The following is a 14,706-nucleotide window of genomic DNA, read 5'->3' as shown; positions in this document are numbered from 1 at the left end:
CCACCGCGGCGACGTCCCCGGGGGCGGCCTCGGCCAGCCGCCGCGCGGGCGCTGAGTCGAGCGTGACCCGGAAGCGCTTGCGGGTCTGGTCGATGCCGCGCTCCGGCTCGACCGAAACACCCGGCGAGTCGGTGCGGATCGCGAAAAGCCCTCGACCGCCGCCTTCCCCGGCGAGCGCCAGCAGCACGTCCGCGGCGGCGACGTCGGGGACGGCGGTCATGTCGCCCCGCAAGACGACGTCATCGCCCTGCCGGCTCGCGGCCACCGGTGCGCTTCCGGGTCACGCTCGACTCAGCGCCCGCGCGGCGGCTGGCCGAGGCCGCCCCCGGGGACGTCGCCGCGGTGATCGACGATGTGCTGATCGCGACGGCCGCCGACGCACTCGGCGCCGCGCGAGCCGTCATGACCGTGGCCATCGAATACGCCAAGACCAGAACGCAATTCGGGCAGCCGATCGGCTCGTTCCAGGCGGTCCAGCATCTGTGCGTCGACATGTTCGAAACCGTGGAGTTGGCCCGCAGCGGCGTGATCCACGCGCTGTGGGCCGCCGACAACGCCGACGCCGACGAACGGCACCAATCCGCAATCCGGACGAAGGCGTTCGCCGGGCGGCTTGCCACGGTTGGCGACACGGCGATCCAGGTGTTCGGCGGGATCGGCTACACCTGGGAGCACGACGCGCATCTCTACCTCAAGCGCCTGCTCAGCTGGAGCGCGTTCCTGGCCGGGCCCGATCGATACCTCACCGAACTCGGTGCGCGCCTTGCCAACAGGGGGAACCGGTGATGGACATCGAGTACTTGCTCACCGCTACCCGCTCGGCACGCAAGACGCTCGACCTGGACGCGCCGGTCGACCTCGCGGACATCCGGGAGTGCCTGCGCATCGGCTTGCAGGCGGCCAACGGCTCCAATCAGCAGTCCTGGCGCTGGCTGGTGGTCGCCGACCCGGCGTTGCGCGCCGAGATCGCCGAGCTGTACCGCGCGGCCTATCTGCTGCGGGTCGGCGGCCAGCTGATCGCCGACCTGATGCCGGCCGGAACGCCGGAGAACCGGATCATGTCATCGACGGAGTGGCTGGTCGAGAACATGTCGAGGGTTCCGCTGCTGGTGATCCCCTGCTATCAGCCCTACCTGCCCCGCATCGAGGGCGATGAATCGTTTCACCAGGCCACGCTGTACGGCTCGATCTACCCGGCGGTCTGGAACTTTCAGCTGGCGCTGCACACCCGCGGATACGGAACCTGCATCACCACCCTGCACCTGCATCGCGAGGCGGAGGTGCGGCGGCTGTTGGGGATTCCCGAAAGCTATGTCCAGGGATGCCTGCTTCCGGTGGGCCGGCTGCGCGCCGGGCACACGTTCCGGCCCGCCCGGCGACGACCCGTCGACGAGGTGGTCGCGTGTGACGGTTGGGACGGACCCGCGCTTTAGAATGTCCCCGGCACCGCCGTTATGCAGCGCATTCGTCATTCCGGGTCTGATAGCCTTTAACAAAGATTTGGTTCGGTGAGAGGGACGAATGCGAATGGATGCCAGTCCGCAGTCGTCCGGACGTGCGCACAGCTGATCATGCCGAGAACGGAGTCATTGGGAGCCGGCGCCGCAGCCGATTTGGGGACGCGCCGGACCGAGATCCTGACCACCGCGGCGTCGTTGATCGCGCAGTCAGGATTGCGGACCTCCTTGCAGGAGATCGCCGACGCCGCAGGCATTCTTCCGGGCAGCCTCTATCACCATTTCGAGTCCAAAGAGGCGATCCTCATCGAGTTGATCCACCGCTATCAGGAGGATCTGGACCGGATCGGGCAAGCCGCGCAAGCGAAGTTGGACAAAGCGGACCCGCGGCCGGTCCCCGAGCAGATCGTCGAGCTGGGCTCGGCCATCGCCAACTGCGCCGTGCAGCATCGCGCCGCGCTACAGATGTCCTTCTACGAGGGTCCGAGCACGGACCCGGAGTTGATGAAGCTGACGCAGCAGCGGCCCGTGGCGATCCAGGAGGCGATGCTGCAGACGCTGCGCGCGGGCAGGTGGAGCGGCTACATCAAACCCGACATCGATCTGCCCACGCTGGCCGATCGCATTTGCCAAACCATGCTGCAGGTCGGCCTCGACGTCATGCGGCATAAGTCGCCCCCTGACCAGGTCGCCGCCCTGCTTTGCGAAATCATGTTGCAGGGATTGGCATCCCGGCCATCGACCGACTCGGCGCTGGACCGGTCCACAGCCTTCGCAGCCGCCACGGACGTCATCGAAACCTGGTCGGACGACAGCGAGGCCGACCCCAGCGACAAAGCGGCTCACGTCCGTGCCGTGGCGCGAACGGAATTCGGCCGCAAGGGCTACGAGGCCACCACCATCCGGGACATCGCCTCCGCGGCCGGCCTGGGGACGGGAACCGTTTACCGGGTCATCGGCTCGAAGGACGAACTTCTCGCCTCGATCATGGAATCGTTCGGCCGCAAGGTCGAGGCCGGCTGGGTCAGCGTGCTGCGCTCGGATGCCACGCCCATCGAGAAGCTCGACGCCCTGAGCTGGGTCAACGTCAACGCGCTGGATCGGTTCTCCGACGAATTCCGCATCCAGCTGGCCTGGATGCGTCAATCACCGCCGGACACCCCCAACCCGGGCTGGCTATATGCGACCCGACTCCGGCAGATGAAAACGCTTCTGTCCGAAGGCCTCCGGTCGGGGGAAATCAGCGTGGACGCGGCGTCCACCGCAATGCTGGCACGCTGCGTCATCGGCCTGCAGTGGATACCGGAGAACATCCTCGCCGAGATTGGCAAGCGCGCGGCGCTGGTGCACGTCCGCGACACCGTTCTGCGCGGCGTCGCGGTTCGCACCGGGTAGGTGTTGAACCAAAAAACTGTTACCCATACAGTTGGGCAATTAGAACCGCGTTGGCAGTGAACGAGAAGGGGATTTCCATGACTATTGTCGATCGGCTGCGCTACGACGGCAAGCGGGCCCTCGTCGTAGGCGGCGCCACCGGCATGGGTGCGGCCGCGGCCAAGTCAGCGGCCGAACTCGGCGCCGAAGTGATCGTGATGGACTACGCGCCGGTGAACTACGACGTCGCCAAATCCATCCAGGTGGACCTGCGCGATCCCGCATCGATCGACTCCGCGATCGAGCAGCTGGACGGTCCGATCCACGCCCTGTTCTCGGCCGCCGGCATCGCCGACGGGACAACCGACCTGATGGCGATCAACTTCATCGGCCACCGCCATCTCATCGATCGGCTCCTCGAGAAGAACCAGCTGCCCTCGGGCTCGGCGATCTGCTTCATCTCCTCGGTCGCGGGCATGGGCTGGGAGAACGACCTGGACCTGCTCACGGAGTTCCTCGCCACGCCGGACTTCGCCTCGGCCCAGGAGTGGGTCAAGGCGCACGAAGCCGAAGGCATCATCCACTACGGCTTCTCCAAGAAGGTCGTGAACGCCTACGTCGCCACCCAGGGCTACCCGCTGCTGAAGAAGGGCATCCGGATCAACGCGATCTGCCCCGGCCCCACCGACACCCCCCTGGCCCAGGCCAACGCCGACCTCTGGCTCACCTTCGCGCAGGACTACCGCGAAGAGACCGGTTCGAAGGTGCACACCCCGGAGCAGATGGGCGACGTGATGGCGTTTCTCAACAGCGCCGCCGCCTTCGGCATCAGCGGCATCACGTTGCTGGTGGACTACGGCCACACGATGGCCTCGCTCACCAACGCTTACCCGCCGGGCAAGCCGATCATCGACATCATCATGGGGCGCGTGAAGCTCTAGAAGCGAGCGCCCGTTTCGGCGCCGGTACCGTCGAGGGCATGGCACGAGTCATCGTCATCGGCGGGCACGGCAAGGTCGCACTGCAGCTGGCCCGCATCCTGACCGAACGCGGTGACGAGGTCAGCTCCGTCTTCCGCAACCCCGAACATTCGGGCGACGTCGCGGCCAGCGGCGCAAAGCCGGTGGTCGCCGATATCGAGCGCCTCGACACCGGCGCCCTGGCCGGCCTGCTCAAAGGGCACGACGCGGTCGTCTTCTCGGCCGGCGCCGGTGGGGGCGACCCGGCACGCACGTACGCCGTCGACCGCGACGCCGCCATCCGGGTGATCGACGCCGCGGCCCAGGCGCGGGTCAAGCGATTCGTCATGGTCTCCTATTTCGGCGCGGGGCCGGATCACGGTGTACCGCAGGACAACTCGTTCTTCGCCTACGCGGAAGCCAAAGCGGCCGCCGACGCCCACCTACGCGCGAGCGGCCTGGACTGGACGGTGCTTGGACCGGGGCGACTCACCCTGGATCCGCCCACCGGCCGCATCACGCTGGGGCAGGGCACGGGGGAAGTGTCGCGGGCCGACGTCGCGCTCGTGGCAGCCGCCGCGCTGGCGGACGACGAGACCGTCGGCCGAACGATCGACTTCAACAACGGCGACACTCCCATCGCCGAGGCGCTGGCGAGCTGAACCGCAAGGCGGGCGTAAACTCCGCTACGCAGCTGGTCTGCCGTCGCCGCACCGCGACTTCGGCATCGAGCGAGGCGGGTTGGTGACGCTTCGCGAGAGGGAACCCGGTGAGAACCCGGGACTGTCCCGCAGCGGTATGCAGGAACGACCGCCGTCACCCAAGCACTGGTCGCAAGACTGGGAAGCGACGGCCAGTAGGAACTGCCCGTCTCCTCGGCGCCCCTTCCGGGCCGCATCGTCGAGCGGGCGTGGGAGCACCAGCCGGTGCGCGCCTGCGAGTCCGAAGACCTGCCAGCTGTGCCGGGCGCGCCGCGCCCGGCGGTTCATCGCCTCGTGGAATGGGCGTTTGGCTGCGCCGGTTGCGGTTTATGTACCACAGGTGCCACCGCAACCGAATTGGCTTACGTCCGTTGGCGGTGACCACCCCGTCGATTGAAGGACGAAAGATATCGTGACCGCTCAACCATTTACCGCGACTGTCGTCGGCTCCCCGCGCATCGGCCCGAAGCGCGAACTCAAACGCGCCACCGAGGGCTACTGGGCCGGCCACACCAGCCGAGCCGAACTCGAAGACGTCGCCGCCACATTGCGCCGCGACATGTGGGCCGGCCTCGCCGCCGCCGGGCTGGATTCCGTCCCGGTGAACACCTTCTCCTATTACGACCAGATGCTGGACACGGCGGTGATGCTCGGCGCCCTGCCGGCGCGGGCCGCGCAAGTGTCCGACGACCTGGATCGCTACTTCGCCGCCGCCCGTGGCAACGCCGAGCTGGCGCCCCTGGAGATGACCAAGTGGTTTGACACCAACTACCACTACCTGGTCCCCGAGATCGAGCCCTCGACCACATTCTCGCTCAACCCGGACAAGGTGCTCGCCGAACTGAAAGAGGCTCTCGCGCAGGGGATTCCCGCACGGCCCGTCGTCATCGGGCCGATCACCTTCCTGCTGTTGAGCAAGGCGGTCAACGGCGGTGGCGCGCCGATCGAGCGGCTCGAGGAGCTGGTGGGCATCTACGCGGAGCTGTTGGGCTTGCTCTCCGCCAACGGCGCGCAGTGGGTGCAGTTCGACGAGCCGGCGCTGGTGGCCGACATCTCCCCCGATGCTCCGGCGCTGGCCGAGGCTGCGTACAACGCGCTGGGCAAAGTGGGTAACCGCCCCGCAATCTACGTCGCCACCTACTTCGGCGATCCCGGCGCCTCCCTGGCCGGTCTGGCCCGCACCCCGGTCGAGGCGATCGGCGTCGACCTGGTCTACGGAGCCGACGCGGCGGTGGCCGGTGTGCCGGAGTTGTCGGGCAAGACCCTGGTGGCCGGCGTCGTCGACGGGCGCAACATCTGGCGCACCGACCTGGAGGCGGCGCTCGGCAAACTGGCCGCGTTGGCGGGTTCGGCTGGCGCCCTTGCGGTTTCGACCTCATGCTCCACGATGCACGTGCCCTACTCGCTGGAGCCCGAAACCGATCTGGACGACGCGCTGCGCAGCTGGCTGGCGTTCGGGCAGGAGAAGGTGGCCGAGGTGGTGACGCTCGCGCGCGCATTGCGCGACGGGCGCGAGGCCGTCGCCGGCGAGATCGCGGCGTCCAATGCCGCGGTGTCGTCCCGCACGAGCGATCCCCGGCTGCACAACGACGAGTTGCGGGCCCGCATCGACTCGATCGTCGCCACCGGCACCCACCGCGGCGACGCGGCGCAGCGCCGTGCCAGCCAGGAAGCGCGGCTGCACCTGCCGCCCCTGCCGACGACGACCATCGGCTCCTACCCGCAGACCTCCGCGATCCGCAAGGCGCGCGCCGCGCTGCGGGCCGGCGAGATCGATCAGGCGGAGTACGAGAAGCGGATGCGCAAGGAGATCGCCGACGTCATCAAGCTGCAGGAGGAGCTGGGTCTCGACGTGCTGGTGCATGGCGAGCCGGAGCGCAACGACATGGTGCAGTACTTCGCCGAGCAGCTCGAGGGCTTCTTCGCGACGTCCAACGGATGGGTCCAGTCGTACGGCAGCCGCTGCGTGCGTCCGCCGATCCTCTACGGCGACGTCATCCGTACGCACCCGATGACCGTCGAGTGGATCTCCTACGCGCAATCGCTGACCGACAAGCCGGTGAAGGGCATGCTGACCGGCCCGGTCACGATCCTCGCCTGGTCGTTCGTCCGTGACGATCAGCCGCTGGCCGACACCGCCAATCAGGTGGCGCTGGCCATCCGCGACGAGACCGTGGACCTGCAATCCGCGGGCATCGCCGTCATCCAGGTCGACGAACCCGCGCTGCGGGAGCTGCTGCCGCTGCGCCGCGCCGATCAGGAGGACTACTTGCGTTGGGCCGTAGGGTCTTTCCGCTTGGCCACCTCCGGCGTCGCCGACACCACGCAGATCCACACCCACCTGTGCTATTCGGAGTTCGGCGAGGTGATCGGGGCCATCGCCGACCTGGACGCCGACGTGACGTCCATCGAGGCGGCGCGATCACACATGGAGGTGCTCGACGACCTCAACGCGGTCGGCTTCTCCAACAGCGTCGGACCGGGCGTCTACGACATCCACTCGCCGAGGGTGCCGAGCACCGCCGAGATGGCGGAGTCGTTGCGCGCGGCGCTGAGAGCGGTTCCCGCGCAACGGCTCTGGGTGAACCCCGATTGCGGCCTGAAGACCCGCAACTCCGACGAGGTCACCGCGTCGCTGAAGAACATGGTGGCCGCGGCCCGGGAAGTCCGCGCGGGGGCTTAGCCCCGACGAGCAGACGCAAAATCGCACGTTTCCGGCTCGGAACGTGCGATTTTGCGTCTGTTCGCGCGGTCTACTCCGACAACACCTCAACAGGAACGTCGTCGGCCCACGGCTGCCGGGTCACCATGTCCGCGACCCGGACGATGCCGCGCTCGAACTCGCCGGTCGCCGCGTCCACCAACCGGTACGCCTGCACCTGCTTGTGGATGGGCTGCGCGTCGAGCAGCACCACTCGCACCTCGCCCGGCTCGAAGTGGCACCGCTCCTGCAGCGCGGCGATCAGCTGCTCGTTGTGCATGTGGCCGTCGCCGAAGTTCCAGCCGATGGCGGTGCTGCAGATGCGTTCGCCGTCGGTCAGCACGTAGTCGTCCTCGTTCTGGCCCGCCATCGCGCGATGCGCCAAAGTGAACAGCGCACGGCCGTGAGTGTTGAACCCGCGGAACGCATATCCCATGTAGAGCGGGATCTGCGCGGCCTCGGGGCTGCCGTAGAACCGCTCCAGCTGCGCCTGCGGCATGCTGGCGATCGCGACGATGCCCCTGGCGATCTTGTCGCTCGCCGATCCCTTGATGCACCACAGCGTGGTGTCCCAGTTCCCGGCGTAGTACCGCATCCCCGGCAGAAACGAGATCTTGCGGGGAAACATGTTGCCGAGCAGGACGATTCCCGCGATGACGACGAACAGGATCGCCACCACCACCGGGTGTCGCAGGTCGCGCAGCCCCAGGCGGGCGTGCGCGACGAACAACGACAGCACCCCGAAGATCATGAAGACGTTCCACTCCAGCGGCACGCCCATCGGGATCGACACCAGGATCCCCAGGTGGAAGCAGACCATGACGATGGCGGCCACGGTGATGGGCCAGCCGCTGTGGCAGAAGAACAACGGCAACGGCACCAGCATCTCGATGGCGGTGCTGAGGTGCGCCAGCCATCGCGACAGCCGGCCGGGCCGCAGGTCGTCCGGAAACCTCTCGAAGAATTGCCGCTTCAGCCAGCGGGGCCGCACCAGCGGGTTGTTGGACATCATCGTGGAGATCACGAACGGGAAGTGCTTGTTGAGCTTCGACGTGGCGGCGCCCATCCAGATCACCAGGAACACCACCTTGGACCCGACGATCATGTCCACCCCGCCGAAGAGGAACGTCACCGCCATGGTCGCGTAGACCTCACCGCGCGCGGCCAAAAAGATCACCTTGTCGCGCAGGCCCAGCACGCCGAGCAGCAGCAGGATCAGCACGATCTTCCAGGCCGGCAGCAGCCCGATCGTCGTGCCGAGCTCCGGCATCGGTCCGGTGCCGTCGGCGAACAGCGCCGCGAACGTCACCAGCAGGAACAGCGCGTACAGCGCGACGTCAATCGGCTTGCGCTTGGTGCCCTCGGTCAGCGGGACCCGGTTCGGCCACGGTGGCAGCCGGATGGTGCCGAACCGCATCCAGTACAGGATCGAGCCCATGGGCGGGAAGAACCGGTTGTTCAGCGGGCCGAAGCCGCAACCCAGCCCGATCACCTCGAACAACATCGTGTAGAGCACGACCTTCTCGAACACGATCGGCTCCGACCACCACGACGCGACGTGGGTGAACCCGCCGAGTCCCCTGGTGGCCGACGCGAACACCCACGCGCCAAGGATGTAGAGCAGGATTTTGGCGACGTAGAACAGGTGCAGCACGACCGGCGTGCCGAAGCCGACCTCGGCCCAGTGCTTGGCCATCGGCCGGATCTTCTCGCTACGGGTGCCCTTGTTCCACTCGGCCATGTCGAGCTGCGGCAGCTCAGGCTTGAGAAATCCCATGGTGGTCAGATTAGAACGTGTTCTAGCTCAGCGGCACTCGAGCCGCGCAAGAATTCTTTGCCTGCGACTCGGCCGCCGGATACCGTGAAACCGGATCGGCGCGGCCCTTAGGAGGCGTCCATCATGAGCAGGTTTCGAATCGTCATATCGGCCGCGGCGCTGGCGACGGTCGCCGCCGGCTCACCCGTCGCCGTCGCCGGTGCCGACACCCCGGGGCCCGGCGATTCCTGCACGGTGTTGCACGCGACCACCCAGGACGGCAACGGCAGGACGATGTGGTGCAACCCGACGATGACCGGCGCCCACAACCTGGTGTGGCAGTACGGCGGACCGGCCGCTAACCCCTAAGCGCCCCGACCGAGTGTGCGCCGAGGGCATTGAGTGTGAACTGAGGGCGAGAAATCCGCGAAAATTGCGCCCTGGGCGCACACGCAATGCCCTGAGCGCACACGCGATTCACTCACCGAATATTCCCGGCGCGATCGTCGGCGCCCGCTGGAGCGCTCGCGGGTCAACGGTCAGATTCAGCGCGCCGAGTTCTCCCGCCCGCAGATCGGCCAGCGCGGTCACCGCGGCCAAAAACCTCTCCCGCTCAGCCGGTTCGACGACGACGCCGGCGAGCTCGGTGAACTTCTGGACGTATTGCGGGCGCCGGAACGGTCGCGCGCCCAACGGGTGGGCGTCGGCGACGGCCAGCTCGTCGACGATCACTTCCCCGCTTTTCAGCGTGACCACGGCCCGCGCCCCGAACGCCTTGTCCGCCGGATCCGCCGAGTGATAGCGGCGGGTCCACTCCGGATCCTCGACCGTCGAAATCTTGCGCCACAACTCGACCGTGTCGGGCCGGTGGGCCCGCTCGGCGGCGTAGGACCGCTCGTGGTGCCAGCTCCCGTCCTGCAGCGCGACGGCGAAGATGTAGGGCAGCGAGTGGTCGAGCGTCTCCCGCGACGCGTCCGGGTCGAACTTCTGCGGATCCCGCGAACCCGTTCCGATCACAACGTGGGTGTGGTGGCTGGTGTGCAGCACGACGGTGGCGATCTGGCCGGGGTCGTCGATCCGCTCGCGGAGCCGCCGCGCCAGGTCGATCGGGGCCTGGCTCTGGTATTCCGCCGAGTGTTCCTTGGTGTAGCTGCCCAGGATGGCGCGCTTGGGCTCGCCGGGAGCGGGCAGCGGCACCCGGTATTCGCGGTCGGGTCCGCCCAGCAGCCACGCGATCACCCCATCCTCGCCCTCCCAGATGGGGGCCGGCGATCCCTCGCCGCGCATCGCGCGATCCACCGCCTCGATGGCGACCTTGCCCGCGTGCGCGGGGGCGAACGCCTTCCAGCTGGAGATCAGCCCCTTGCGGGACTGGCGGGTGCTGGTGGTCAGGTGCAGGGCCTGCCCGACCGCCTGATAGATCGTCTCGGTGTCCAGTCGCAGCATGGTCCCCAGGCCGGCGGCCACCGACGGGCCCAGATGCGCGACATGGTCAATCTTGTGCTCGTGCAGGCAAATTCCGCGGGCCAGGCCGATCTGGATTTCGTAGGCGGTGACCACACCACGGATCAGGTCGGCGCCGGGCAGTCCCAGCTGCTGGGCCACCGCGACCAGCGGGGGAATGTTGTCGCCGGGGTTGGAGTATTCGGCGGCCAAAAACGTGTCGTGGAAGTCGAGTTCGCGCACGGCGACGCTGTTGGCCCAGGCCGCCCACTCCACCGAATAGGTCCCGTCGACGCCGAAAATCCTGGCCCCGCGCCGCGCCGGGTGGGCCAGCGCCTGCCGCCGCGCCACGGTGACCGGCCGGCGCAGCACGGCGGCCGCGCTGACCGCCGCGTTGTCGATGATCCGGTTCACCACCATCTCCGCGGTTTCCGGCTCGACGGCAACCGGGTCGGCGGCGACTTCGGCGATCTTTGCCGCCAGGTGCTCTTCGCGGGGGAATCGGTCGGAGCTGCGCCGCACGCGAACCGTATGCGTCAACACACCCGAACCCTATGACCGGCAAGAACGCGCGCAGAAATCTGTGTTAACCCCCCACCACCGGCGCCGCCCGCGGTGTAGTTTGCTGCTGGGGCGGGACCAAGGTTGAGGAGCCAGCCGTGTCAGAGGTCGATTACTGCGTGGTCGGAGCGGGATTCGCGGGTCTGGCGGCCGCCCTGCGGCTGAAACAGGCCGGTCTTTCGGTGGCCTTGCTGGAGGCGCGCGACAGGGTTGGCGGCCGCACCTACACGCAGTACCGTCCCGACGGCACGTGGATCGACCGTGGCGGCGCGTGGATCGGACCCGGCCAGGATCGGATCTACGCGCTGATGGACGAGTTCGGGGTGGCCGAGTACAAGCAGCACAACGACGGCGACGCCATGATGATCGTCGACGGCAAGAGACACCGCTACGGCGGCACCATTCCCTGGACGATGAGCCCGTGGGCGGTCGCCAACCTCGGGGTCGGATTGTTGTCGATCGAGAAGATGGCCAAATCGCTTCCGCGCGAAGCCCCCTGGGACGCCAAACACGCCGACGAGTGGGACCGCATCAGCCTGGGTGAATGGATCGAACAGAACACCATGTCCAAGCAGGCCCGCGAGATGCTGGACATGGCCTTCGCCGGGCTCTACACCTCGGCGGCGTCGGAGACGTCGCTGCTGTGGGGGTTGTTGCAGACGGCGTCGGCAGGCGGGCTGACGTTCGCGATTTCCGGCAAAGGCGGCTCCCAGGACGCCCGCCCGGTCGGCGGGATGGGCGCCATCTACGGTCCCATCGCGGCCGAACTGGGCGACGCGCTGCACCTTTCGCAACCGGTCCGCCAAATCGCCCAGGACGCCGACGGCGTGACGGTGACGGCCTCCGACCTGACCGTGCGCGCCCGACGGGTCATCGTCGCGATCCCGCTGGCGGTCGCCACGTCGATCGTCTACGAGCCGATGCTGCCGGTGGATAGGGCGATGCTGCACCAGCGCATGCCGAGCGGCGCGGTCATCAAGACGTCGGTGATTTACGACGAGCCGTTCTGGCGTGCCGACGGGCTGTCGGGTCAGTCGGCCGCACCGGGATCCCCGGCCACCCTGACGATCGACGCCTGCACCGACAGCGGCGACCCCGGGGTCATGTGCGTCATCACCGAAGGGCCCGCGGCGCGGCGGTTGACCAAGCTCAATGAGGCCGAGCGGAGAGCGGCGCTCATCGGCGAGTTGGTCGACCGGTTCGGCGAGAAGGCGAGAACGCCGCAGGAGTACCACGAGCAGAACTGGACCGTTGACCGTTACTCCGGCGGCGGGATGATCGGTCACGCACCGACCGGCGTGCTGACCGAATTCGGCTATACCCTGCGCGAGCCGTGCGGCCGCATCCACTGGGCCGGCACCGAGAGTTCGGCCGTGATGTGCGGGTGGATCGACGGCGCGATCCGTTCCGGTGAGCGTGCGGCCGCCGAGGTCCGGGAGGCCGAGACCGCCGCGGTCGCCTAGGACGAGGAGGCCCCTGGCTAACCCGCCTGCTTAGCGGGCGGGCGGTAGAAGATCACCAGCTGACCGACCGCGCCGGCGAGGCCCAGCACCACCGAGATCAGCAGGCCGCGCCAGCCGTCCATCCAGTTGTGCCCGAACACCACGTAGTCCAGGCTGAGCTTGCCGGCGCCCAGGGTGGCCACGGTTATGGCGCTGACCGCCAGCACCAGGTTGTATTCCCAGCCCTCCTTGACGATGAAGAAGCCGTTGGCCCGGTGCACCGTCCAGGCCGCCACCAGCATCAACGACACGAAGCCCGCCGCCGGGATCGGTGTCAGCAGCCCCGCGGCCAGGCCCAGCCCCGCGGCCATCTCGGTCGTGGCGGCCACGGTGGCGTGAAACTTGCCCGGCTTCATGCCGATGCTTTCGAACCACCGCGCGGTGCCGGGGATGCGTCCGCCACCGAAGAACTTGTTGTAGCCGTGCGCGGCCAACGTCACGCCCAGTACCAGCCGCAGGATCAGTAACCCGACGTCGTAGGGAGTCATACCTGCAAACCTAGATCATGGCGCCGACCGGATAACAGGACCGCCGAGCAGCTAACTCCGTCGGCCCATGTGGGAACATTGCGGGCGTTCCGACGTTCGCCTTTCGACGGCCACCACGAGGGGGTGCACCACGGCTCGTATCGCACGCGGTGCCCGCCGTGACGCGCTTGGGGCCGCTTCTGACGGGCAATCTGTGGTGTTACTGGACGGCACAGCGAGTCACCCGCGGGAGCTGTTGGGCAACAAGGGCCACGGCATCGAGGCGATGCGCCGGCATGGTCTGCCGGTGCCGCCCGCGTTCTGCATCACCACGGAGGTCGGCCTGCGGTACCTCGCCGACCCCCGGGCGGCGATGGACGCCATCTGGGACGACGTGCTCGACCGGATGAGTTGGCTGGAGGCGCAGACCTCGCGGGTGTTCGGGCGCGGCCCGCATCCCCTCCTGGTCAGCGTGCGCTCCGGGGCCACCCAGTCGATGCCGGGCATGATGGACACCATCCTCGACCTCGGCCTGAACGATGAGGTCGAGCAGGCGCTGGCCACCGGCGCCCCGGCATTCGCCCGAGACACCCGCCGTCGGTTCGAGCGGATGTACCGGCGCATCGTCGGCATCGGCGAGCACGAGCCGGTGCCCGCCGACCCCTACGCGCAGCTGCGCGCAGGCATCGAGGCGGTGTTCGCCTCGTGGAACTCACCCCGCGCGGTCGCCTACCGCGCCCATTCCGGCGTCGACGACCAGAGCGGCACGGCGGTCGTCGTCCAGGCGATGGTGTTCGGCAACCACGGTCCCGATTCCGGTGCGGGGGTGCTGATTTCACGCAACCCGATCACCGGGGACAACGAGCCGTTGGGCGAGTGGCTGCCCGGGGGTCAGGGCGATGACGTGGTGTCAGGCTCGGTCGACGTGGAACCCATCAGCGCCCTGTGCGACGAGCAGCCGGCCGTCTACGGCGAGTTGATCGACGCCGCAAGAAGATTGGAGCGACTCGAGTTCGACGTCCAAGAGATCGAGTTCACCGTCGAGGACGGCAAGCTGTGGCTGCTGCAGACCCGCGGCGCGGAGCGCTCGGCGCAGGCCGCCGTGCGCCTGGCGCTGCAGCTGCGGCACGAGGGGCTGATCGACGATGCCGAGACGCTGCGGCGCGTGACGCCGGCGCACGTGCAGACCTTGTTGATGCCCGCCTTGCAACCGGAAACGCGCTTGGCGGCAAAGCTTTTGGTCAGGGGGTTGCCGGCCTGCCCGGGCGTGGCGTCGGGCAAGGCCTATACCGACGTCGACGAGGCGCTCGATGCCGCCGAACGGGGCGAGTCGGTGATCCTGGTACGCGACCACACCAGGCCCGAAGACGTTTCGGGCATGCTGGCCGCGCAGGGCATCGTCACCGAGGTCGGCGGCGCGGCCAGCCACGCGGCGGTGGTCAGCCGGGAACTCGGGCGGGTGGCCGTGGTGGGTTGCGGCCCCGGAGTGGCCGCCTCGCTGGCCGGTAAATCGATCACCGTCGACGGCGCGAAAGGCGAAGTGCGCGAGGGCAACCTGAGCCTATCCGCATGGTCGGAGAACGACACGCCCGAATTGCGCGAGCTCGCCGACATCGCTCGTCGGATCAGCCCGCTGCGCGCCCACACCGCCGGGGATTACCTGCGGCTGGAGGACAACAGCGAGGCCGCGGTGGCCGCGGCGCTGAAGAGCGGGCAGACCGACGTCGTCTCGGCCACCCCGCTGGTCGTCATGCTTACCGCGCTGCGCCTGGCCGGAGAGGCCGA

The 14,706-nt window shown here is 68.1% G+C and carries 11 protein-coding genes, 2 pseudogenes and 1 riboswitch; of the genes and pseudogenes, 9 read left to right on the top strand and 4 right to left on the bottom strand.

What is annotated here, in order from left to right; all coding sequences use genetic code 11:
* Window positions 1–265, bottom strand: a pseudogene (locus A5704_RS12225) (acyl-CoA dehydrogenase); the annotation flags it as partial.
* Between the two features lie 11 nt (window positions 266–276).
* On the opposite strand from A5704_RS12225, the pseudogene A5704_RS12220 reads away from it, so the two are divergent.
* The 6 genes and pseudogenes from A5704_RS12220 to metE all read left to right on the top strand — a co-directional run.
* A pseudogene (locus A5704_RS12220) lies at window positions 277–786 on the top strand (acyl-CoA dehydrogenase family protein); the annotation flags it as partial.
* Window positions 786–1,433, top strand: coding sequence for a nitroreductase family protein (locus A5704_RS12215; protein ID WP_067755989.1), 648 nt, complete (start codon window positions 786–788; stop codon window positions 1,431–1,433). The pseudogene A5704_RS12220 and the gene A5704_RS12215, both read left to right, overlap by 1 nt.
* A gap of 138 nt (window positions 1,434–1,571) precedes the next feature.
* Window positions 1,572–2,852 carry a TetR/AcrR family transcriptional regulator gene (locus tag A5704_RS12210; RefSeq protein ID WP_067889206.1) on the top strand — a complete coding sequence of 427 codons (1,281 nt, stop codon included), beginning with the start codon at window positions 1,572–1,574 and terminating at the stop codon, window positions 2,850–2,852.
* Window positions 2,853–2,929: 77 nt separating this feature from the next.
* Complete coding sequence (locus A5704_RS12205; protein ID WP_067755992.1) at window positions 2,930–3,772, top strand: SDR family oxidoreductase; 843 nt, start codon at window positions 2,930–2,932, stop codon at window positions 3,770–3,772.
* Window positions 3,773–3,810: 38 nt separating this feature from the next.
* Complete coding sequence (locus A5704_RS12200; protein ID WP_067889202.1) at window positions 3,811–4,452, top strand: SDR family oxidoreductase; 642 nt, start codon at window positions 3,811–3,813, stop codon at window positions 4,450–4,452.
* A gap of 63 nt (window positions 4,453–4,515) precedes the next feature.
* A riboswitch (cobalamin riboswitch) is annotated at window positions 4,516–4,763 on the top strand.
* Window positions 4,764–4,903: 140 nt separating this feature from the next.
* Window positions 4,904–7,174 carry a 5-methyltetrahydropteroyltriglutamate--homocysteine S-methyltransferase gene (gene metE / locus A5704_RS12195; RefSeq protein ID WP_067889199.1) on the top strand — a complete coding sequence of 757 codons (2,271 nt, stop codon included), beginning with the start codon at window positions 4,904–4,906 and terminating at the stop codon, window positions 7,172–7,174.
* A 70-nt stretch (window positions 7,175–7,244) separates the two neighbouring features.
* Here metE and A5704_RS12190 read toward each other — a convergent pair whose 3' ends face one another.
* A complete protein-coding gene (locus A5704_RS12190; protein WP_067755926.1) occupies window positions 7,245–8,969 on the bottom strand; it encodes a DUF3556 domain-containing protein in 1,725 nt (574 codons plus the stop codon).
* A gap of 123 nt (window positions 8,970–9,092) precedes the next feature.
* Here A5704_RS12190 and A5704_RS12185 point away from each other — a divergent pair, with 123 nt between their 5' ends.
* The gene (locus A5704_RS12185; RefSeq protein WP_067785562.1) at window positions 9,093–9,317 is read left to right on the top strand and encodes a hypothetical protein; all 225 of its coding nucleotides are present in this window, start codon (window positions 9,093–9,095) and stop codon (window positions 9,315–9,317) included.
* 108 nt (window positions 9,318–9,425) lie between these two features.
* On the opposite strand, the gene prpD is transcribed toward A5704_RS12185, so the two are convergent.
* Entirely contained in the window at window positions 9,426–10,934 is a 1,509-nt protein-coding gene (gene prpD, locus A5704_RS12180; RefSeq protein ID WP_067889196.1) for a 2-methylcitrate dehydratase PrpD, read from the bottom strand.
* A 116-nt stretch (window positions 10,935–11,050) separates the two neighbouring features.
* On the opposite strand from prpD, the gene A5704_RS12175 reads away from it, so the two are divergent.
* On the top strand, window positions 11,051–12,415 hold the full coding sequence (locus tag A5704_RS12175) for an FAD-dependent oxidoreductase (RefSeq protein WP_067755937.1): 1,365 nt from the start codon (window positions 11,051–11,053) through the stop codon (window positions 12,413–12,415).
* Between the two features lie 17 nt (window positions 12,416–12,432).
* On the opposite strand, the gene A5704_RS12170 is transcribed toward A5704_RS12175, so the two are convergent.
* Window positions 12,433–12,942, bottom strand: a complete 510-nt coding sequence (locus A5704_RS12170) for a DoxX family protein (protein ID WP_067889193.1) — start codon at window positions 12,940–12,942, stop codon at window positions 12,433–12,435.
* 139 nt (window positions 12,943–13,081) lie between these two features.
* Between A5704_RS12170 and A5704_RS12165 the strand changes: the two genes are divergently transcribed.
* Window positions 13,082–14,706: pyruvate, phosphate dikinase (locus A5704_RS12165; protein ID WP_231969065.1), on the top strand; the 1,625-nt coding region annotated here is incomplete at its 3' end.

Source organism: Mycobacterium sp. E735 (assembly GCF_001666955.1).
In the GTDB taxonomy this organism is placed as follows: Bacteria; Actinomycetota; Actinomycetes; order Mycobacteriales; family Mycobacteriaceae; genus Mycobacterium.
Note: the sequence above shows the minus strand (reverse complement) of the source record. Positions and strands in the feature narration are given on the sequence as shown.

Excerpts from the sequence above, each read along its gene's own strand:
- A5704_RS12205 (WP_067755992.1), top strand. The coding sequence starts at position 2,930 with ATGACTATTGTCGATCGGCTGCGCTACGACGGCAAGCGGGCCCTCGTC.
- A5704_RS12185 (WP_067785562.1), top strand. The coding sequence starts at position 9,093 with ATGAGCAGGTTTCGAATCGTCATATCGGCCGCGGCGCTGGCGACGGTC.
- A5704_RS12215 (WP_067755989.1), top strand. The coding sequence starts at position 786 with ATGGACATCGAGTACTTGCTCACCGCTACCCGCTCGGCACGCAAGACG.
- A5704_RS12200 (WP_067889202.1), top strand. The coding sequence starts at position 3,811 with ATGGCACGAGTCATCGTCATCGGCGGGCACGGCAAGGTCGCACTGCAG.
- A5704_RS12170 (WP_067889193.1), bottom strand. The coding sequence starts at position 12,942 with ATGACTCCCTACGACGTCGGGTTACTGATCCTGCGGCTGGTACTGGGC.
- A5704_RS12210 (WP_067889206.1), top strand. The coding sequence starts at position 1,572 with ATGCCGAGAACGGAGTCATTGGGAGCCGGCGCCGCAGCCGATTTGGGG.
- A5704_RS12190 (WP_067755926.1), bottom strand. The coding sequence starts at position 8,969 with ATGGGATTTCTCAAGCCTGAGCTGCCGCAGCTCGACATGGCCGAGTGG.